The sequence below is a fragment of the Massilia orientalis genome, assembly GCF_030411975.2.
Taxonomy (GTDB): domain Bacteria; phylum Pseudomonadota; class Gammaproteobacteria; order Burkholderiales; family Burkholderiaceae_D; genus Telluria; species Telluria orientalis.
The window spans coordinates 153,183-172,961 of sequence record NZ_JASNRB020000011.1; the positions used below are offsets into that span (position 1 = coordinate 153,183).

Consider the following 19,779-nt stretch of genomic DNA (forward strand, 5'->3'; position numbering starts at 1 on the left):
TCATCTACTCAAATTCTCACCAAAGGCAGAACCAAATGAGCGACGTACAATCCTGGATCAAAGAGACCGTGACCGCCACGCCTGTCGTGCTGTTCATGAAGGGCACCGCCCAGTTCCCGCAATGCGGTTTTTCGGGCCGCGCGATCCAAATCCTGAAGGCTTGCGGCGTCGATAACATCGCCACCGTGAACGTGCTGGAAGACGCGGAAGTCCGCCAGGGCATCAAGGAATACTCGAACTGGCCGACCATTCCGCAGCTGTACGTGAACGGCGAATTCGTCGGCGGTTCGGACATCATGACGGAAATGTACGAGTCCGGCGAACTGCAGGCCCTGCTCAAGAAGAATGGCTGATCCCGGCCCGCGCCGGATCGTCGTCGCCATCACCGGCGCGACCGGCGCGATCTATGGCGTGCAGCTGCTGCGGCGGCTGGCCGCCGTACCCGGCGTCGAGACGCACCTCGTCATTTCCGACGCCGCCACCCTCACCCTGCACCAGGAAGTCGGCCTGCAACGGCGCGACGTGGAAGCGCTCGCCCATGTGGTGCACCGCAACCGCGAGATCGGCGCCGCAATCGCCAGCGGCTCGTTCCAGACGGCCGGCATGGTGATCGCTCCCTGTTCGATGAAGACGCTGGCCGCGGTCGCGCATGGCTTGTCGGACAACCTGATCGCGCGCGCAGCTGACGTTGTCTTAAAAGAACGCCGGCGCCTGATCCTGATGGTGCGCGAAACGCCGTTCAACCTGGCGCACCTGCGCAACATGACGGCGGTCACGGAAATGGGCGGCATCGTCTTCCCGCCGCTGCCGAGCTTTTATCACCGCCCCGCCACGATAGCCGAGATGGTCGACCACACGGTGGCGCGCGTCATGGACCTGCTGGGCGTGACGAACGATCTCGCCCCGCGCTGGGGCGGCATGAACGGCGCTACGCCCTGATCAGGCGTGGTCGCCGTACGGGTCGCGTTCGGCCCGTTGCTGTTCTCTTGCGTCTTCGATTTTTCTGCGCTGCTCGTTACGCTTGCGCATGATTTCTGCGTGCTGGGCCGCCGTCATCGGCGGTGCTGTCATGAGGTCCTTCAACTGCGCGGTGTTGCTGTAGTTATTAATCATGAGGCGACTGCATCCTTATATGACCGATAACACTGGCGGACGCCAGGCAGGAACGCGAACTCGACCGTTGCGACGTTCCGTTAGCGTTACCGATTATGCGCGAGACTCGGCGGTTTGTGCGGACTAATCGCAGAAAAAAATTGCAGTACAGAAGTGCATGACGCGACGCCCGGAGCTTGCCGGACGCCGCGTCATGGGATTCGGCCATCGTGAATCCGATGGCGATCAGGAAGGATTATTTCTGCTGCTGGTGATTCATGCGCACGAGCATGCGGATGAATTCGCGCGCCAGCTGCTTGTGGTGCTCGTCCAGGCGTTGCAGGTCCGCGATCAGCTTGACGTCGGCCGATTCGAACCGGGTGCTGCCGTCGGCGCCGTCGCCATTGGCGGCGGCATTCTCCGAACCGCCGAAGCGCAGCCAGTCGGCCGGCACGCCCAGCCACTGCGCGATCATGCGCAGTTTTTCCTGGGTCGGGATCGCCTCTCCGACCAGCCATTTACGTGCCGCGTGGACCGTAATCGGACGGCCCTCGAAGCGAATGTTAAATTCCCGCGCGAGCCGGGTGGGACTGTCCGGAGAATAATGGGCGTTTTTCAGGGCTTGCTGCAGGCGCTCGCTGAAGCTCTCCCGTTCGTTAGTCGAATTCATGGGTGGCACTAAGGGTTCATGCAAAGCCGTCATTAGGTCGCTCCGTTGACCAGACCGTCTGTGACGGCAGGAGAGGCTGTAGGTAACAAATAGGTGAGTATTGATCAATTCTCACAGTGCTGTCCAGCAATTCCCGTTGTATTCAGCATGCCGTGAGATATGTGTGAAAAATATCCTACAGGAAAAGGAAAACGTTTGCTCGTTCAATTTCCTACTAGAAATTAGAACATTTCTTCCTCTTGGCACGACAAAAGATGCCAAGAGTCAACAAAGTAGCGAGAAGTCCGGTTAGATTGTCGTGATTTTTGCGACACCCATCGGCCTCAATATGTTGTTTTAAGTCAACTTAAAACGCACGATGCCATCGTCGCCGGTTACACGTGCGAGGTTACCGTTGTACCAAAGATAATGAAGATGGGCCAAGGCCTCGCCGATCGCAAAACTGAGCTGGTGCGCATCGAGTTGTCGCTTGAACATCAACGGGACAATGTCAACTGCGGATTTCGGCTCGGCGCAGACGGCGCGGACTTCGTCCAGCCGCGCCGCATGGTGCGCGCGCAACTGCGCGATGCGGGTGTGCAAGCCGCGGAACGGTTTGCCGTGCGCGGGCAGGACGAGCGTGTCGTCGGGCAAGTCGGCGAACTTGTCCAGCGAATCCAGGTACAGCTGCAGCGGGTTGCCTTCCGGCTCGACGGCGAACACGGAAACGTTCGTCGAAATGCGCGGCAGCACCATGTCGCCCGAGATCAGGATGCGGTCTTGTTCATCGTACAAGGAGACATGTTCTGGCGAGTGACCGAAACCGGTGATCACGAGCCATTCCCGCGCGCCAATGACGACCCGCTGGCCATCCTGCAGGCGGGTGTATGCCGCCGGCACGGCCGGCACGAGCGACGGGTAGTAATTCTTGCGGCTCTGCATCTGCTCGAGCATGCCGGCGTCGACGAGACCATGACGCTGGAAATGCGGGATCGCCGACGGACCGTCGACGCCCGGCAGCGCGGCGGCCATCATGCGCGCGAAGCCGAACTCGCCCGTACTGATCCAGAACGGGGCGTCGAACCGGTCGCACAGCCAGCCGGACAAACCGACGTGGTCCGGGTGACAGTGGGTGGCGAACACGCGCAGCAGCGGCCGGTTTTCCATCGCGTCTGTGAACAGCTGTTCCCAGGCGGCCCGGGTCGCATCGGTGCCGGCGCCGCAGTCGACGAGGGACCAGCCGCGCTTGCCTTCCGCGGCATCGTCCAGCAGCCACAGATTGATATGGTCGAGGGCGAACGGCAGCGGCATGCGCAGCCACGACAGGCCGGGCGCCACGTCCGTGACCGTGCCGAGCGGGGGGATGGCATCGCCGGATGGATAGCTGAGCTGGGCTTCGAGGGGATTCATGCAATGGACTTTCGTATGGTTGCAGGGCGCAGGCGCGTTACAATGCCGCAAACGCTTTGACGTAAACGTAAACGGAAGGCGCAGGCTGTGATTCTAAGCGATTCCGGACCGCGCCACTTTTGACCCGCAGAACACCATGGCCACCACCTACACCATTGCCGAACTGGCACGCGAATTCGACATCACCGCACGTGCGATCCGCTTCTACGAAGACCAGGGGCTGCTGAGCCCGATGCGCGAGGGCCAGGGCGGACGCAACCGTGTCTACACGCCGCGCGACCGTACCCGGCTGAAACTGACGCTGCGCGGCAAGCGCCTCGGCCTGACCTTGTCCGAGATCAAAAGCATCATCGACATGTACGAGACGCCGAAGGACACGGTGGCCCAGATCAACCGTTTCCTGGGCGTGCTGGCGCACCAGCGCGAGACGCTGGAGCAGCAGCGGGCGGATATCGAAATGTCGCTGGCGGAAATTTCGGTCCATGAAGAAGAATGCCGGCGGCTGCTGGCGGAATCGGGTGCTGCCGGCACGCTGCTGGGCGAGGATGCCGGCGAAAAGGACGCAGCCTGATCCTCGCTTGACGTTTACGTTAACGTCACTCCGCGCTATCATCTAGCCTGGCCATCAGCCATCCACTAGACGACGAGAACGAGGACGACATGCTGCATCTCCCTGGCTTGACCTTTGACCACGGCGAAGACATCGCCGCCCTGCGCGAAGCCGTACAACAGTTCGCCACGAGCGAAATTGCCCCCCGCGCGGCCGAGATCGACCGCACCGACCAGTTCCCGATGGACCTGTGGAAAAAGATGGGCGAACTGGGCCTGCTCGGCATTACCGTCGGCGAGGAATACGGCGGCGCCAATATGGGGTACCTGGCGCACATCGTCGCCATGGAAGAAATCTCGCGCGCCTCGGCCTCCGTCGGCCTGTCGTACGGCGCCCACTCGAACCTGTGCGTCAACCAGATCAAGCGCAACGGCAACGAAGAGCAGAAGCGCAAATACCTGCCGAAGCTGATCTCGGGCGAGCACGTCGGTGCATTGGCCATGTCCGAGCCGAACGCCGGCTCCGACGTCGTCAGCATGAAGCTGCGCGCCGAGCTGAAGGGCGACCGCTACGTGCTGAACGGCACCAAGATGTGGATCACGAACGGGCCGGACGCCGACACGCTCGTCGTCTACGCCAAGACCGACATCGAGGCCGGCCCGCGCGGCATGACCGCGTTCCTCATCGAGAAGGGTTTTAAAGGTTTCTCGATCGCCCAAAAACTGGACAAGCTGGGCATGCGCGGTTCGCACACGGGCGAGCTGGTGTTCCAGGATTGCGAAGTGCCCGTCGAAAACGTGCTGGGCGGCGTGGGCAAGGGCGTCAACGTGCTGATGTCGGGCCTGGATTTCGAACGCACCGTGCTCTCCGGCGGCCCGCTGGGCATCATGTCGGCCTGCATGGACGTCGTCGTCCCGTATATTCACGAGCGCAAGCAATTTGGCCAGGCAATTGGTGAGTTCCAACTGATGCAGGGCAAGATCGCCGATATGTATTCGACGATGATGGCATGCCGCGCGTACGTCTACGCGGTCGGCCAGGCTTGCGACCGCGCATCGAACCCGGAACAGGTCCGCGCCCTGCGCAAGGACGCGGCCGGCGCCATCCTGTACAGCGCGGAAAAGGCGACGTGGATGGCCGGCGAAGCGATCCAGACGCTGGGCGGCAACGGCTACATCAACGAATATCCCGTGGGCCGTCTGTGGCGCGACGCCAAGCTGTACGAGATCGGCGCCGGTACGAGCGAAATCCGGCGCATGCTGATCGGGCGCGAGCTGTTCGGCGAGACGATGTAAGTTTGTGGAGAAGAGGAGACCGGGCGAACAAGAAGATCGGCAAGAGCCGGCTAAACAACAACACTCCACGTAGCCCGAAAACCACGAACGTCGTTCCCGCCCCCCAGGCGGGAACGACGGATCGGGTAATACAATAACAATAACGTTCCCCACCGCGCGAGCCGCTCGATGACCCAGGCCACTTTCCCCAAGCTGCTGTCGTCCCAGATCGCCTTCGATATCGCGCGCACCATCCTGGACGGCTTCGACCGCCACTACACGCTGTTCCGCCAGGCCAGCAAGACGGCCAAGACCTGGTTCGAGCGTGCCGACTGGATGACGGCCCAGCAGGCCGCGCGCAAGCGCATCGATTTCTACGACAAGCGCGTGCAGGAATGCGTGCATGCGCTGGAAGACGAATACGCGCCGGAAGACCTCGACGACGACACCTGGCGCGAAACAAAGCTTCATTACATCGGCCTGCTGACGGACCACAAGCGCCCCGAACTGGCGGAAAGCTTCTTCAATTCCGTCTGCTGCCACATCCTGCACCGCAGCTATTACCGCAACGATTTCATCTTCGTGCGCCCGGCCGTCTCGACGGAATACATCGAGACGGACGAGCCGGCCCCGACCTACCGCGTGTACTACCCGGCGGCGGACGGCCTGCGCTTCTCGTTGCGGCGCATGGTGACGAATTTCCAGCTCGACTGCGCGTTCGCCGACCTCGACCGCGACATCGCCCTCGTCGAAGCACGCATGGTCGAGCATTTCGGCTTGCACGAGCGCGAGCCGAACCAGCAGCTGCACGTGCTGTCGAGCCTGTTCTTCCGCAACAAGGCCGCCTACATCGTCGGCCGCGCCATCAACGGCGCCCGCGAGCATCCGTTCGTCGTGCCGATCCTGCACGACCGCGCCGGCCGGCTCGTCCTCGATGCGGTGCTGACCGACCCCGAGCAGGTGATCCTGCTGTTCTCGTTCACGCGCGCCTATTTCATGGTCGACATGGAGGTGCCGTCGGCATTCGTGCAATTCCTGCGCAGCCTGATGCCGAAAAAGCCGCGCAGCGAGATCTATACGATCCTCGGCCTGCAAAAACAGGGCAAGACGCTGTTCTACCGCGACTTCCTGCAGCACCTGAAGCACAGCTCCGACGCCTTCCGTATCGCGCCCGGCATCCGCGGACTCGTGATGCTCGTGTTCGAACTGCCCTCCTTCCCGTACGTGTTCAAGGTGATCAAGGATTTCTATCCGCCGCCGAAAGAGACGACACGGGCGCGCATCAAGGAAAAATACCTGCTGGTGAAACACCACGACCGCGTGGGCCGCATGGCGGACACGCTGGAGTACTCGGACGTGGCCTTTCCGCTGTCCCGCTTCGACGAGGAGCTGCTGGCCGAACTGCGCCAGTTCGCACCTTCGCTCGTCGACATCGAAGGCGACCACATCGTCATCAAGCACCTGTACATCGAGCGGCGCATGGTGCCGCTGAATATCTACCTGGACCGTGCACAGCGCAGCGGCGACGACGACCTCATCGAACACGGCGTGTTCGAGTACGGCAATGCGATCCGCGACCTCGTCGCCGCGAATATTTTTCCGGGCGATATGCTGTACAAAAACTTCGGCGTGACCCGACATGGCCGCGTCGTGTTCTACGACTACGACGAGATCGAATACCTCACCGACTGCAACTTCCGCGACATCCCGCAGCCGCGTAACGAGGAAGATGAAATGGCCGCCGAGCCCTGGTATCCCATCGGCAAGCACGACGTCTTTCCCGAACAATTCGCGCGCTTCCTGCTCGCGAACCCAAAGATACGCGCCGCGTTCATGAAACACCATGCCGCACTATTGACGCGCGTCTGGTGGCAGTCGCACAAGGACCGCATCCTCGCAGGCGAGCTCGAAGACATTTTTCCGTATCCGCAGCACATCCGGTTCCATCTCGCGGACCCAACGAACCCGGCGACACCCTCGCCGCAACCCCATTACTTGGAGACCTTACACAATGAATGATCCAATCGTTATCGTCGGCGCCGCCCGTACCCCGATGGGCGCCTTCCAGGGCGACTTCTCTTCGAAATCCGCGAGCGACCTGGGCGCCGTGGCGATCAAGGCGGCGGTCGAGCGCGCCGGCGTCGACGCGAGCCTCGTCGAACACGTCTACTTCGGCAACTGCCTGATGGCCGGCCAGGGCCAGGCGCCGGCGCGCCAGGCACTGATCAAGGCGGGCCTGCCGCTTTCGACCGGTGCCGTCACGCTGTCGAAGATGTGCGGCTCCGCGATGCAGGCCGCGATCTTCGCGCACGACGTGCTCAAGGCCGGCAGCGCGGACGTCGTCGTGGCGGGCGGCATGGAGTCGATGACCAATGCCCCGTACCTGATCCCGAAGGCGCGCGGCGGCTATCGCCTCGGCCATGGCGTCATGTTCGACCACATGATGATGGACGGCCTGGAAGACGCATATTCGCGCAACGAGAAGACGGGCGAAGGCCGCTCGATGGGCACGTTCGCGGAGGAGTGCGTCGCGAAATACGGCTTCTCGCGCGAGCAGCTGGACGCGTTCGCGATCGAATCCGTCAAGCGCGCGCAGAACGCCACCGAGTCCGGCGATTTCCAGTGGGAGATCGCACCGGTGACCGTCGCGAACCGCCTGGGCGAAACGATCGTCGAGAAGGACGAAGGCCCCGTCAAGGCGAAGGTCGACAAGATCCCGACCCTGCGTCCGGCCTTCAAAAAGGATGGCGTCATCACGGCGGCGTCGTCGTCGTCGATCAACGACGGCGCCGCGGCCCTCGTCATGATGCGCGAATCGACGGCGAAGGAACTGGGCGTGACGCCGCTCGCCCGCATCGTCGCGCACACGACGCACGCGCAGGAACCGGACCAGTTCGCGACCGCGCCGATCGGCTCGCTGCAAAAGCTGTTCAAGAAGACCGGCTGGACGCCGAAAGACGTCGACCTCTTCGAGATCAACGAAGCATTCGCCGCCGTGCCGATGGCCGCGATGCACGAGCTGGACATACCGCATAGCAAGGTGAACGTCCATGGCGGCGCGTGCGCGCTGGGCCACCCGATCGGCGCGTCGGGCGCGCGCATCATCGTCACCCTGCTGGGCGCGCTGAAGAAGACGGGCGGCAAGCGCGGCGTGGCGTCGCTGTGCATCGGCGGCGGCGAAGCGACCGCGATGGCGATCGAGATGGTCTGACGCGCCCTACGCGCATGTGCAAAACACGGTATGGTGACGGACTGTCATTGTCATCCATACCGTGAAGGAGCATCCCATGTCCACAGCCCTCATCATCGGCGCCTCGCGCGGCATCGGCCTCGAACTGGCCCGTCAATACCGCGCCGACGGCTGGCGCGTCATCGCCACCGCGCGCAAGCCGGCGGATTGCGAGGCGCTGCGCCGGCTGGGCGCGGAAGCGCACCAGGTCGACGTCACCAACGCCGAATCGATCGGCGGCCTGGGCTGGAAGCTGGACGACGAAAAGATCGACGCCGCCTGGCTCGTCGCGGGCGTGTACGGCCCCGATCACGCCGGCTTCCCGACGGCGAAGGAGTTCGATGACGTCATGCACACGAACGTGCTGGCCGCGATGCGCCTGCTGCCCATCGTCGCGCCGCTGGTGACTGCCACGCGCGGCAAGGTGGCCGTGATCTCGTCGCGCATGGGTTCCATCGGCGCGCGCACGAGCAACCAGGGGTCGCTGTACCGCGCCAGCAAGGCCGCGCTGAATTCCGTGCTGGCCGACGCCGCGCTGACGTATGGCCCGCAGGGCGCGACATGCCTGACGTTCCATCCCGGCTGGGTGCAGACCGACATGGGCGGCGCGAGCGCCACGCTCACCGTCGAGCAGAGCGCGGCCGGGCTGCGCGCCACCCTGGCCAGGGCGACACCGGCGCAGAACGGCGCCTTCCTCAATTACGACGGCACGCCCATCCCATGGTGAGCCGTCCAAGATAACGATAGACGAGACAAATGATTCTGACCGAAGAACACCAGATGATCCGCGACGCCCTGCGCACCTTCGCGCAGGAACGCCTGGCGCCCAACGCGGCGCGCTGGGACCGCGAGCACCATTTTCCGAAAGACGAGCTGAAGGAACTGGCCCAGCTGGGCGCGTTCGGCGTGGCCGTGCCCGAGCAGTACGGCGGCGCGGGCCTCGACTACGTCGCGCTGGCGCTGGTGCTGGAAGAGATCGCGGCCGGCGACGGCGGCACCTCCACCATCATTTCGGTCAACAACTGCCCCGTGTGCTCGATCGCGATGACGTACGCGAACGCGGCGCAGAAGGAACGCTGGCTGCGTCCGCTCGCGCAGGGCGATCTGCTGGGCGCCTTTGCGCTGACGGAACCACACACGGGCAGCGACGCCGCCGCCCTGCGCACGACGGCCGTGCGCGATGGCGACCACTACGTCCTGAACGGCACGAAGCAATTCATCACGAGCGGCAAGAACGGCGACGTCGCGATCGTCATGGCCGTAACAAGCAAGGCGGCCGGCAAGAAGGGCATCAGCGCGTTCTGGGTGCCGACCGATACGCCCGGCTACATCGTCGCCGGCATCGAGCAGAAGATGGGCCAGCATTCGTCGGACACGGCGCAGATCGTGTTCGACAACTGCCGCGTCCCGGTCGACAACCTGATCGGCGAAGAAGGACAAGGCTACAAGATCGCGCTGTCGGGACTGGAAGGTGGCCGCATCGGCATCGCGTCGCAATCGGTGGGCATGGCGCGCGCCGCGTTCGAGGCGGCGCTGGCGTATGCGAAGGAGCGCGAAAGCTTCGGCACGCCGATCTTCGACCACCAGGCGGTGCAGTTCCGCCTGGCCGAGATGGCGATGCAGATCGAGGCCGCGCGCCAGCTGATCCTGCACGCCGCATCGATGAAGGACGCCGGCCTGCCCTGCCTGAAGGAAGCCGCGATGGCCAAGCTGTTCGCGTCCGAGATGGCCGAGCGCGTGGTGTCGTCGGCGATGCAGGTGTTCGGCGGCTACGGCTACGTGGCCGACTTCCCCGTCGAGCGCATCTACCGCGACGTGCGCGTGTGCCAGATCTACGAAGGCACGAGCGACATCCAGAAAATCCTGATCGCACGGGCCCTGTGAACGCATGATGGACGGCGCCGCGACATTGACGATCCGCCCGGCCGGTGAAGCCGACCTGGCGCCGTTCTTCGCCTACCTGGACGACCACCTGCGCGACAACGGCGCCGACGGCACGCCGCTGTTCCAGCCGATCGCACCGGGCCAGCCGCGCCTGCCCGCCGGGCTGCGCATCGCGTTCATCAAGGGCATCGACATCCCCATCGGCCAGCCGGGCTGGCGCCGCCTGTGGCTCGCGATCGACGCGTACGGCGACATCGCGGGCCACCTCGACCTGCGCGGCCGCCCGGAACCGGCCGCGACGCACCGCGCCATGCTCGGCATGGGCGTGCACCGCGTGTGGCGGCGGCGCGGACTCGGGCGGCGCCTGCTCGAAACGGCGGCCGCCTGGGCACGGGCCGAGACGGACATCGAGTGGATCGATCTCGAAGTCTTGTCCGAAAACGGGCCGGCCATCGAACTGTATGCGCGCGCCGGCTTCACGACCGTCGCGCGCGTGGCGGACATGCTCAGGATCGCGGGGGATAGCCATGACTTGAGCTACATGACGTTCAGGCTGCGCCAGCGGTGAGAATCGGTGAGCATGCGGTCCGGATCCGCATGCTAGAGTGGGTTGATGAAAACCGCCCTGCCTCTTCTCCTGGCTGCCTGCATCGCACAAGCGGCCCACGCCGGCGACTGCCAGGTCGGCAAACTTCTCCCGGCACCCACCGACCAGTCCGTGCACTGGACCGGCCCCTGCAAGGATGGCTATGCGGACGGCAAGGGCGTGCTCGAATGGACGACGAAGGACGGCATCACGCGCCGCATCGAAGGCACGCTCGCGCACGGCGCCGTCAGCGGCGAAGCGAAGCTGAAGGCGGGCGACAAATTCACGTACATCGGCTCGCTGACCGACGGCGTGCCGGACGGCGAGGGTTACCTGCGCTTTGCCAGCGAGCTGCGCTACGAAGGCGGCCTCAAGATGATGCGGCGCGAGGGCAAGGGCGTGCAGATCTATCCGAACGGCGACGTCTACCAGGGCGAATTCCACGCCGACCGGCCGAACGGCCAGGGACGCCTCACGTATGCCCTCGGCGGCATGGTCGAAGGCGAGTTCCGCGACGGCCGTCCAGTCGACGGCGACCGCATCACGTATGCGGGCAGCGGCCGCGCCGGCACGCTCGATGCTGCCGCCCGCAACGCGGCGCTGGCCCGTCCCAAGGCGGAGAACACGTTCCAGCAGCGCCAGGCCGAGCCGGACACGGGCACGCTGCTGGCGAAGACGGACGTGCGCTCGCCGCTGCCGACCAACGTCGGCTGGGACGGCCTCACGCCCGAACAGAAGGACATCGTCCGCAACGGTTATCCGGCGCTGGAGCCGGGCGACGATCCGCCGTATCCGCAGAACGGCACCGTCGAATTCAACCGGCTCGCGGTGGCTGTCGCCGGCAAGTACGACGCGCGCGGCCTGCTGCGCCTGCACGTGCTCGTGGGCGCCGACGGCAAGGCGAAGGAGGTGCGCAAGGTGGGCAGCTTCGACGACGACGTGATCCGCTACGTCGCGAGCGCCGCGATGGCCATGCGCTACAAGCCCGCCGTCTGCCACGGGCAGCCGTGCGAGATGGTGTATCCGATTTCGATGGAATTTACGCGGCGCTTGTAATCAGAATCCCGCCAGCACGATCTTGCCCTGCGCGCGGTTCGACTCGATCAGCGCGTGCGCACGCTTGAGGTTCGCGGCATCGATGCGTCCAACATTCTCGTTGGCCGTCGAGCGGATCGTGCCCGCGTCGATCAGGTCCGCCACGCGGTTCAGGATCTCGTGCTGGCGGATCATGTCCGGCGTCGAGAACAGCGCGCGCGTGAACATCAGTTCCCAGTGCAGCGACACGGCCTTGCGCTTGAACTTGCGGACGTCGATCGGGGCCGGATCGTCGATCAGGCCGAATTTGCCCTGCGGCGCGATGATCTCGACGATCTGGTCGAAGTGCTGCTCCGTGTGCGTGAGGCTGATCACGTAGTCCGGCGCGCCCAGGCCCGCACGCTGGATCTCGTCGGCGAGCGGCTTGCCGTGGTCGATCACGTGGTGGGCGCCGTGCTGCAGCACCCAGTCGCGCGTTGCGGGACGCGATGCCGTGCCGACGACCGTCAGGCGCGTCAGCCGGCGCGCCAGCTGCACGAGGATCGAGCCGACGCCGCCCGCCGCACCGATCACCAATAACGTCTTGCCTTCGCCGCGCTCGTCGGTCGGCACTTCCAGACGGTCGAACAGCAGTTCCCACGCCGTGAGGCTCGTCAGCGGCAGCGCGGCGGCGGCGCCGAAGTCCAGCGACTGCGGCATCCTGCCGACGATGCGCTCGTCGACCAGCTGCAGCTCGCTGTTGCTGCCGGCGCGGGCGATGGAGCCGGCGTACCAGACGCGGTCGCCCGGACGGAACAACGTCACGTCCGGCCCGACGGCCTTCACGATGCCGGCGGCATCCCAGCCCAGCACTTTCCACTCGCCGTCGGCCGGTTTGGCGCCGGCGCGCACTTTCACGTCGACCGGGTTCACGGACACGGCCCGCACGTCGACGAGCAGGTCATGGCCGGCCGCGACCGGGTCCGGCAAGGTGATGTCCACGAGGGCGTCGGCGTGAGCTATGGGCAGGTTGTTCTGGTAGGCGATGGCTTTCATGGTGGCTCCTTGGTGATCGATGTGATCATTCTGGGCGCTTCGATCTTTTTGATAAACTGCGCAATTACGAAATCAATTTCAATTTTTATTTGAAAATGAATCTGCGCGACCTCGAACTGTTCGTCACCACGGCCGAGCAAGGCGGCCTCTCCGCGGCCGCGCGCGCGCTGGATGTATCGCCTGCCGTCGCCAGCGCGAGCCTGAAGCGGCTGGAGGCGGATCTCGGCACGGCGCTGTTCGTGCGCACGACGCGCAGCATGCGCCTGACGGTGGCCGGCGAACGCCTGCTGGCCCGCTGCCGCCCGCTGCTGGACGGCCTGCGCGACGCCGAGGCGGAAGTGCGTGCGGGAGAAAACACGATCGAGGGTCAATTGCAGATCTCGATGCCGTCCGACCTCGGCCGCCACGTCGTGCTGCCGTGGCTGAACGCGTTCCAGGAACGGCATCCGGCCGTGCGCCTGAAGTTGCAGCTGACGGACCGGCTGGCCGACATTTACCGCGAGCCGGTCGACATCGCGCTCCGCTTCGGCAAGCCGAGAGAGTCCAGCATGGTGGCGCTGCCGCTGCTGGAAACGAATCGGCGCGTGCTGTGCGCGTCGCCTGCGTATCTGGCGCGGCACGGCGCGCCGGAGACGCCGCACGATCTATCCGCGCACAACTGCCTGTGCTTCATGCTGGACGAGGCGGTCAACGACCGCTGGCGCTTCTACCAGGACGGCGCGGAGATCGAGGTGACGGTGCGCGGCGACCGCGTGGCCGACGATTCCGAGATCGTGCGGCGCTGGGCACTGGACGGCCTGGGGCTGTGCTACCGCTCGCGCATCGACGTGCAGGCCGATCTCGCAAGCGGCGCATTGCGCATCGTGTGCGCGGACTGGGAGGGCAACAACCAGCCGCTGTACATGGTGCTGGCGAACCGGCGGCAGGTGTCGCCGGCCGTCAGGGTGCTCAGGGAGTTTTTGGTGGAGCGGATGCGGGAGATGGTGGCGGCGTAATCCGTCGCCCCCGCGCAGGCGGGGGCCCAAATTCTGCATGCGTCGACGTAACGCTTGAAAACTGGATCCCCGCCTGCGCGGGGACGACGCCGTTTTACGTTCGCGTATTGTTTAGCGTCCGCGTGTTCATGCGATCTGCTCCAGCGCCAGCGCAATCCCCTGCCCGCCTCCGATGCACAGCGTGACGACGCCACGCCGCGCCAGCCCGCGCCGCATCGCATGCAGCAGCCGCACCGTGAGCACGGCCCCCGTCGCGCCGATCGGGTGACCGTGCGCCACCGCGCCCCCTTCGACATTGATGACGTCTTCCGCCAGCGACAGTTTTCTGGCCACCGCCAGCGGCACGGCGGCGAACGCTTCGTTGATTTCGTAGCGATCGACGTCGCCAACGTTCCACCCCGCGCGCGCGAGGGCTTTCTGCACGGCCGGCACCGGACCGAGACCGAACATGCCCGGCTCCACGGCCGCCACGCCCGAGGCGACGAGGCGCGCGATCGGCTGCAGCCCCAGGCGCTCGGCCGTCGCGCGGTCGGCGACGATGACGGCGGCCGCGCCGCTGTTCAGGCCCGGCGCATTGCCGGCCGTGATCGTGCCGTCCGGCCGGAATGCCGGTTTCAGTTTCGCCAGCGTCTCCAGCGTGGTGTCCGGGCGGTTCGCTTCGTCGGTGTCGAACAGCTGCACGCCGCGCTTGCCCGCGATCTCGATCGCCACGATTTCATCCTCGAACGCGCCGGCCGCCTGGGCGTCCGAGAAGCGGCGCTGCGAGCGCTCGGCCCAGCGGTCCTGCGCGGCACGGGTGATATCCACGTCTTTTATCAAGTCCTCCGTGTGCCAGCCCGAGTGCTGCGCGGAGAACGCGTCGTTCAGGCCGTCGTGCAGCAGGCTGTCGTAGATCTGCGCGTGGCCCATGCGCGCGCCCCAGCGGGCCTGCGGCATCAGGTACGGCGCCTGGTCCATGTTTTCCATGCCGCCGGCCAGCACGACATGGGCGTCTCCCGCGAGGATCTCGTGCGCGGCCGACGCGATGGCTTGCGCGCCCGAGCCGCACACGCGGTTCAGCGTCATCGCGGGCACGCTGACGGGAATGCCGCCGTGGACCGCGGCCTGGCGCGCCGGGTTCATGCGGTTCCCCGCCTGGATCACGTTGCCCATCAGGACCGCGTCGATGGCGTCCGGCGCGATGCCCGCGCGCTCGACGGCGGCGCGCACGGCGGCCGCGCCCAGTTCGACGGCGGGGATGGATTTCAGGGAACCGTTGAACGCGCCGATGGCGGTACGCACGGGGGCACACAGGACGATGTCGCGGGCAGACATGATGACTCTCCTTTCGGGGTGGATGGCGGGATCACGCAAATAGGAGTATATACACGTATTTTGAAAGGTGCATGACGTGCGCCCTGCCGGCGAGCGGATTTATTTGACTTCGGGCTCGTGGATGCCCGTCTCGACGACGGCGCGCAGCAGCATGCGCAGTTCGAGTGCGCGTTCGCTGCCGAAGTTCTGTTCGAAGGTCTGCTGGGCGCGGCGCCACAGCGGCAGCACGGCTTTTACTTTTGCCTTGCCGGCCGGCGTGAGGACGATCACGCGCTCGCGCTTGTCGTGCTCGCTGGGACCGGTCGTCACGAGGGCATCGCGCTCGAGCGGTTTGAGGTTGCGGGTGAGGGTCGTGCGGTCCATGACCAGTTCGGCGGACATCTGGTTGACCGTCATCGGCCCGAGCCCCAGCAGTTTGTACAGGATGGAGAACTGCGTGACGCGCAGGCCGGCCTCGCTCAGCACCTGGTCGTACACGCCGGTGATGTAACGCGACGCCTGGCGCAGGGCGAGGCAGTTGCACAGGGGGTCGTTCGATGTCATGTACCGTATTCCATTGCCGGGATGGCGTTAGTGCCGTCCCTCTAGCGAGTATAACCCCGGGGATGCCGGAACCCGTGCATAATCCGCCCGGAGCCTTGCATATACACCCAATCACACGACAGGAGGATCGCATGGAGACGCAGCCGACGGTGGCACGACAATGGGAAGAACAACTGCGCGCGGTGCGTGCGCGCATCGAGCGGGGCGGCGGACGTCCGGGCGTCGTGCCGGCGCAGGAAGCGCGCGGGATGACGGGCCTGGCCATCATGGAAGCGCTGCTCGACGGCCGCTTCCCGTATGCGCCCATCGCCGAGACGCTCGACTTCTTCCTCGTCGAGGTCGAGAAGGGCAAGGCCACGTTCCAGGGCACGCCGCAGGCAAAACACCTGAATCCGATGGGGACCGTGCACGGCGGCTGGCACGCGACCCTGCTCGACTCGGCCGTCGGCTGCGCCGTGCAGACGGCGCTCGAACCGGGATACGCCTACACGACGGCGGAGCTGAGCGTGAACCTCGTGCGCGGCGCGCGGCTCGACGGCGGGCCGCTGCGTGCGATCGGCACGGTGCTCCATTGCGGCCGCCAGCTCGCGACGGCAGAAGGGCAGATCGTCGATGCGCAGGGCCGGCTGTATGCGCATGCAACGACCACGTGCCTCGTGTTCGAGGCCCGCTGAACCGATCAGCCCACGCCGCGGAGCTGCCCGGCCAGTTCCGCACCGAACCGGCTTTCGAACTCCGCCTGCGCCGTCTGCCACACGGGCATCGCTTGCGCCAGCCTGGCGCGGCCCGCATCGGTGAGGCGCACGACGTTGCGGCGCGCGTCGTCCTCATGCGGTCCGATGGCCACGAGGCCGTCGCGGGCCAAAGGCTGCAGCGCGCGGATCACGCTCGTGCGCTCCATCACCATCGCCTCGGCGAGATCCTTCATCGAGCCCTCTTTGACCTCGTCGATGTAGACCAGGATCGAGAACTGCGTGCTCGTCAGGTTCACGCGCGACAGGTGGTCTTCATACATCTTCGTAACCAGACGCGCCGCCTTGCGGGAGGCGAAGCAGTTGCAGGCAATGAGTCGTTCGGAAGCGGTCATGGGCATAGTTTTATGTGCGTACGCACACATGTCAAGCGTTTTCACAGAAATTACCCGTTCATGAGGGCATCCATGTGCGCCTGCAACATGTCGACGAACACGCGCGTGCGCGCCGGCATCAAACGCCGTCCCGGCATCACGCACCACAGGCTGGCCGTCGGCAGCGACCAGTCCGGCAGGACGCGGCGCAGGCGGCCGTTGCCGATCCAGTCGCGCAGGGCGGCGTCGACCGGCAGCGCGGCGATGCCTGCGCCGCGGTACGCCATCTCGCGCTGCAACCGGGGCGAATTGCATACGAGCGGTCCCTGCACGACCTGCTCCCAGCGCGCGTCGCCGCGCGCCAGCACCCACGGCAGCGTCGTACCGTCGTGTCCGGCGTAGGCAAGACAGGCATGCTCGACAAGGTCATCGGGCGTCGCCGGTGTGCCGTGTTCGGCCAGGTAATCCGGGCAGGCAAACAAACCCTGGCCCACGTCGAACAGCTTGCGCGCGACGAGCGTCGCATCGTCGGGCAGGTGCTGGGCGGCGCGCACGGCCACGTCGAAACGTTCGCTCAGGAGGTCCACGCGGCGCGGGGACAGGTCGATGCGCAGCCGGACGGCCGGATAGCGCGCCTGGAACGCCTGGCAGAAGGCGACGAAGTCGAATTCGATGAGGTCGGGCGGCATCGACACGCGCAATTCGCCGTGCGGCGTTTCCTGCCGGTGCTGGGCCAGCGCCGCGACTTCCTCCGTTTCGTCGACGAGGCGGCGCGCATGCTCCAGGATGCGCTCGCCGAACGCCGTGATCGCCACGCGCCGCGTGCTGCGCACGAACAGCTTTTCGCCCAGCGCTTCTTCCAGCAGGGTCAGGCGGCGCGACAGCGTCGACTTCGGCAGGTGGGCCCGCTCGGCCGCCTGCGAAAAACTGCCCGCGTCGACGACCCGTACGAACAGGATCAGATCGTTTGCATCCACCATGGCCCAGACTCCCGTCCCATAAATGGAACAATGATATCCGGAAACCCGGCTTAATCCCGTCGCAGAGTCTCAATACAATGTTCTCCATCGACCCAACACTTCTGGAGAACACGATGAACATCCTGCAAATCAACGGTAGCGCCCGTGCCAACGGTTCGAACTCCACCCGCGTCGCCGACGCGATCACGGCGCGCCTGAAGGCACGTCATCCGGAAGCGGCGGTCGAGCTGCGCGACCTGGCGCGCGACCCGCACCCCGTGCTGGACGAAGCCGCGCTGTCCGCGCTGTTCACGCCCGCCGAGCAACGCACGCCGGAGCAAAGCGCCCGCGTGGCGCTGGACGACGCGCTGATCGCGCAACTGAAACGCGCCGACGTGATCGTGCTGGGCGTGCCGATGTATAACTTCAGCGTGTCCGTGCAAATCAAATCGTGGATCGACGCCGTCGCCCGCGCCGGCCAGACCTTCCGCTACACGGCGAACGGTCCGGAAGGCCTCGTCACCGGCAAGAAAGTCTATGTTGGCCTGGCCCGCGGCGGCATCTACCGCGACACCGAGCGCGACTCGCAAGTGCCGTACCTGAAGGGCGTGCTGGGCCTGATGGGCATGACGGACGTCGAGTTCATCTACGCCGAAGGCGTGAACATGGGCGAGGACCGCGCCACTGCCGCCTTCGACGAAGTGGCCACGCAGATCGACGAAGTGGTCGCGTAAACGTCTACGCGATCGTATCGACGACGCCACCATCCACCCGCAGCGCCGCGCCCGTCGTGGCCGACGCCTGCGGCGAGCACACGTAGACGATCATGTTCGCCACCTCGTCCACGCTCGCCGCGCGGCGCAGGATGGAGCTGGGGCGGTGCGTGCGCACGAAGTCCGTCGCCGCCTGCTCGACCGACGTATCGGCTTCTTTCGCCGCGCCTTCCAGCATGGCGCGCACCCCTTCCGACAGCGTCGGCCCCGGCAGCACCGCGTTGACGGTGACGCCGCTGCCGGCCGCCACCTTCGCCAGCCCGCGCGAGATGGCCAGCTGCGCCGTCTTCGTCATCCCGTAGTGGATCATGTCGGCCGGGATGTTCAGCCCCGATTCCGACGAGATGAACACGACGCGGCCCCAGTCCCGCTCCAGCATCCCTTTCAGGTAGTGCCGCGCGAGGCGCACGCCCGACATCACGTTCAGTTGGAAAAAATGCTCCCACGTGGCGTCGTCGATCTCGAAGAAATCCTGCGGCCCGTACGTGCCCGCGTTGTTGACGAGGATGTCCACGTGCGGCTCGGCGTTGAGTAGCGCCGCGGCGCCTTCCGCCGTCGCAAGGTCGGCGGCGACGCCACGCAATTGCGCGCCCGGCACCCGCGCCAGCACGGCCGCGCGGGCACGTTCGATGGCATCGCTGGAGCGCCCGTTGAGGATGACGGTGGCGCCCGCGTCGGCGAGCCCGATGGCGGTCGCCAGGCCGATGCCGGCGGTGGAAGCGGAAACGAGTGCGGTCTTGCCGGTCAAATCGATGTGCATGATGTCCCTTTCAGCGGGCGACGAGGCCCAGTTGCTGCATCAGTGTGAGATTGTCTTCGATGTGCCAGTTGTCGGCGATCTTCCCGTCCGCGATGCGATAGATGTCGGTGGCGATGAAGTCGACCGCCTGCCCTTGTCCCTGCGTGGTGCCCCACCGTCCCGTGAAATGGCCGTGGAAGCGGTAGTGCGCGGTAACGCGGTCGCCCGCGACGATCATCTGCCGCAGGTCGGCCTGCAGGTCCGGGATCGCCGTGCGCACGAATTTCGACGCGGCCAACGGCCCCGGCACGCCTTGCGCGCGGCCCGGCGGCAGCGTGCGGTCCGTGAAATCGGCTGCGAGCGCGGCGCGGCGCGGGCAAAGCGTTCATCGCCAGTGTGCCAGAACGTGGCGTAGCGGCGCGCCGCCTGCATGTCCGCGTCACGCCGGGCCGGCGGCAGCGACGGGTCGACGATGACTTGCCGGGCGCTGACGAGTGGTTCGTCCGCACTGGCCGGCAGCGCGACCAGCATGGCAGCGAGGATGGGGATGGATTTCATGTTCGAGCTCCTTGATTCGATGAGTCCATCATAGATTTCACGCTGAACGAAAAATAGCGGCAGAATACGAAATCATTATTTCCAAAAA

The 19,779-nt window shown here is 65.5% G+C and carries 22 protein-coding genes and 1 pseudogene; 13 read left to right on the forward strand and 10 right to left on the reverse strand.

Annotation, left to right across the window (positions count from 1 at the left end; translation table 11 throughout):
• Window positions 1-35: 35 nt before the first annotated feature.
• Complete coding sequence (gene grxD, locus QPK29_RS18910) at window positions 36-353, forward strand: Grx4 family monothiol glutaredoxin (protein ID WP_056126084.1); 318 nt, start codon at window positions 36-38, stop codon at window positions 351-353.
• On the forward strand, window positions 346-939 hold the full coding sequence (locus tag QPK29_RS18915; RefSeq protein WP_371770722.1) for a UbiX family flavin prenyltransferase: 594 nt from the start codon (window positions 346-348) through the stop codon (window positions 937-939). The genes grxD and QPK29_RS18915 overlap by 8 nt, the downstream gene beginning before the upstream one ends.
• Here QPK29_RS18915 and QPK29_RS18920 read toward each other — a convergent pair whose 3' ends face one another.
• The 3 genes from QPK29_RS18920 to QPK29_RS18930 form a co-directional block, all read right to left on the reverse strand.
• Entirely contained in the window at window positions 940-1,113 is a 174-nt protein-coding gene (locus QPK29_RS18920; protein WP_200948981.1) for a hypothetical protein, read from the reverse strand. It abuts the gene before it with no gap.
• Window positions 1,114-1,348: 235 nt separating this feature from the next.
• On the reverse strand, window positions 1,349-1,762 hold the full coding sequence (locus tag QPK29_RS18925) for a transcriptional regulator (RefSeq protein ID WP_036233319.1): 414 nt from the start codon (window positions 1,760-1,762) through the stop codon (window positions 1,349-1,351).
• A gap of 336 nt (window positions 1,763-2,098) precedes the next feature.
• Window positions 2,099-3,151 carry an MBL fold metallo-hydrolase gene (locus tag QPK29_RS18930; protein WP_371770723.1) on the reverse strand — a complete coding sequence of 351 codons (1,053 nt, stop codon included), beginning with the start codon at window positions 3,149-3,151 and terminating at the stop codon, window positions 2,099-2,101.
• A gap of 136 nt (window positions 3,152-3,287) precedes the next feature.
• Here QPK29_RS18930 and QPK29_RS18935 point away from each other — a divergent pair, with 136 nt between their 5' ends.
• From QPK29_RS18935 to QPK29_RS18970, 8 genes are all read left to right on the forward strand, one after another.
• Window positions 3,288-3,722, forward strand: coding sequence for a MerR family transcriptional regulator (locus QPK29_RS18935; RefSeq protein ID WP_371770724.1), 435 nt, complete (start codon window positions 3,288-3,290; stop codon window positions 3,720-3,722).
• Window positions 3,723-3,811: 89 nt separating this feature from the next.
• The gene (locus tag QPK29_RS18940; protein ID WP_056126077.1) at window positions 3,812-4,996 is read left to right on the forward strand and encodes an isovaleryl-CoA dehydrogenase; all 1,185 of its coding nucleotides are present in this window, start codon (window positions 3,812-3,814) and stop codon (window positions 4,994-4,996) included.
• A 168-nt stretch (window positions 4,997-5,164) separates the two neighbouring features.
• Complete coding sequence (gene aceK, locus QPK29_RS18945) at window positions 5,165-6,994, forward strand: bifunctional isocitrate dehydrogenase kinase/phosphatase (RefSeq protein WP_400189800.1); 1,830 nt, start codon at window positions 5,165-5,167, stop codon at window positions 6,992-6,994.
• Window positions 6,987-8,186, forward strand: a complete 1,200-nt coding sequence (locus QPK29_RS18950) for an acetyl-CoA C-acyltransferase (RefSeq protein WP_056126073.1) — start codon at window positions 6,987-6,989, stop codon at window positions 8,184-8,186. Before aceK ends, QPK29_RS18950 begins: the two co-directional genes overlap by 8 nt.
• Window positions 8,187-8,262: 76 nt before the next feature.
• Window positions 8,263-8,931 carry an SDR family oxidoreductase gene (locus QPK29_RS18955; RefSeq protein WP_056126071.1) on the forward strand — a complete coding sequence of 223 codons (669 nt, stop codon included), beginning with the start codon at window positions 8,263-8,265 and terminating at the stop codon, window positions 8,929-8,931.
• 29 nt (window positions 8,932-8,960) lie between these two features.
• Window positions 8,961-10,088, forward strand: a complete 1,128-nt coding sequence (locus QPK29_RS18960) for an acyl-CoA dehydrogenase family protein (protein WP_371770726.1) — start codon at window positions 8,961-8,963, stop codon at window positions 10,086-10,088.
• Window positions 10,089-10,092: 4 nt separating this feature from the next.
• Window positions 10,093-10,656 carry a GNAT family N-acetyltransferase gene (locus QPK29_RS18965; RefSeq protein WP_371770727.1) on the forward strand — a complete coding sequence of 188 codons (564 nt, stop codon included), beginning with the start codon at window positions 10,093-10,095 and terminating at the stop codon, window positions 10,654-10,656.
• Window positions 10,657-10,701: 45 nt separating this feature from the next.
• Window positions 10,702-11,730 carry a hypothetical protein gene (locus tag QPK29_RS18970; protein ID WP_371770728.1) on the forward strand — a complete coding sequence of 343 codons (1,029 nt, stop codon included), beginning with the start codon at window positions 10,702-10,704 and terminating at the stop codon, window positions 11,728-11,730.
• Here the strand turns inward: QPK29_RS18970 and QPK29_RS18975 are convergent, their stop codons facing one another.
• A complete protein-coding gene (locus QPK29_RS18975) occupies window positions 11,731-12,744 on the reverse strand; it encodes a zinc-binding alcohol dehydrogenase family protein (RefSeq protein WP_371770729.1) in 1,014 nt (337 codons plus the stop codon).
• A gap of 95 nt (window positions 12,745-12,839) precedes the next feature.
• Between QPK29_RS18975 and QPK29_RS18980 the strand changes: the two genes are divergently transcribed.
• On the forward strand, window positions 12,840-13,739 hold the full coding sequence (locus QPK29_RS18980) for a LysR family transcriptional regulator (protein WP_371770730.1): 900 nt from the start codon (window positions 12,840-12,842) through the stop codon (window positions 13,737-13,739).
• Between the two features lie 126 nt (window positions 13,740-13,865).
• Here the strand turns inward: QPK29_RS18980 and QPK29_RS18985 are convergent, their stop codons facing one another.
• Window positions 13,866-15,053, reverse strand: coding sequence for a thiolase family protein (locus QPK29_RS18985; protein WP_371770731.1), 1,188 nt, complete (start codon window positions 15,051-15,053; stop codon window positions 13,866-13,868).
• 99 nt (window positions 15,054-15,152) lie between these two features.
• Window positions 15,153-15,596: a MarR family winged helix-turn-helix transcriptional regulator gene (locus tag QPK29_RS18990; RefSeq protein ID WP_036233287.1), complete on the reverse strand. Its 444-nt coding sequence runs from the start codon at window positions 15,594-15,596 to the stop codon at window positions 15,153-15,155.
• A 131-nt stretch (window positions 15,597-15,727) separates the two neighbouring features.
• Here QPK29_RS18990 and QPK29_RS18995 point away from each other — a divergent pair, with 131 nt between their 5' ends.
• Entirely contained in the window at window positions 15,728-16,270 is a 543-nt protein-coding gene (locus QPK29_RS18995; RefSeq protein WP_371770732.1) for a PaaI family thioesterase, read from the forward strand.
• A gap of 5 nt (window positions 16,271-16,275) precedes the next feature.
• Here the strand turns inward: QPK29_RS18995 and QPK29_RS19000 are convergent, their stop codons facing one another.
• Window positions 16,276-16,683 carry a MarR family winged helix-turn-helix transcriptional regulator gene (locus QPK29_RS19000; RefSeq protein WP_400189801.1) on the reverse strand — a complete coding sequence of 136 codons (408 nt, stop codon included), beginning with the start codon at window positions 16,681-16,683 and terminating at the stop codon, window positions 16,276-16,278.
• Between the two features lie 50 nt (window positions 16,684-16,733).
• The gene (locus QPK29_RS19005; RefSeq protein ID WP_371770734.1) at window positions 16,734-17,642 is read right to left on the reverse strand and encodes a LysR family transcriptional regulator; all 909 of its coding nucleotides are present in this window, start codon (window positions 17,640-17,642) and stop codon (window positions 16,734-16,736) included.
• A gap of 113 nt (window positions 17,643-17,755) precedes the next feature.
• On the opposite strand from QPK29_RS19005, the gene QPK29_RS19010 reads away from it, so the two are divergent.
• Window positions 17,756-18,355, forward strand: a complete 600-nt coding sequence (locus tag QPK29_RS19010; RefSeq protein WP_056126056.1) for an FMN-dependent NADH-azoreductase — start codon at window positions 17,756-17,758, stop codon at window positions 18,353-18,355.
• A 4-nt stretch (window positions 18,356-18,359) separates the two neighbouring features.
• Here the strand turns inward: QPK29_RS19010 and QPK29_RS19015 are convergent, their stop codons facing one another.
• Together QPK29_RS19015 and QPK29_RS19020 are read right to left on the reverse strand one after the other, a co-directional pair.
• Window positions 18,360-19,154: an SDR family NAD(P)-dependent oxidoreductase gene (locus QPK29_RS19015; protein ID WP_371770735.1), complete on the reverse strand. Its 795-nt coding sequence runs from the start codon at window positions 19,152-19,154 to the stop codon at window positions 18,360-18,362.
• Between the two features lie 10 nt (window positions 19,155-19,164).
• Window positions 19,165-19,691, reverse strand: a pseudogene (locus tag QPK29_RS19020) (ester cyclase).
• Window positions 19,692-19,779 lie beyond the last annotated feature (88 nt).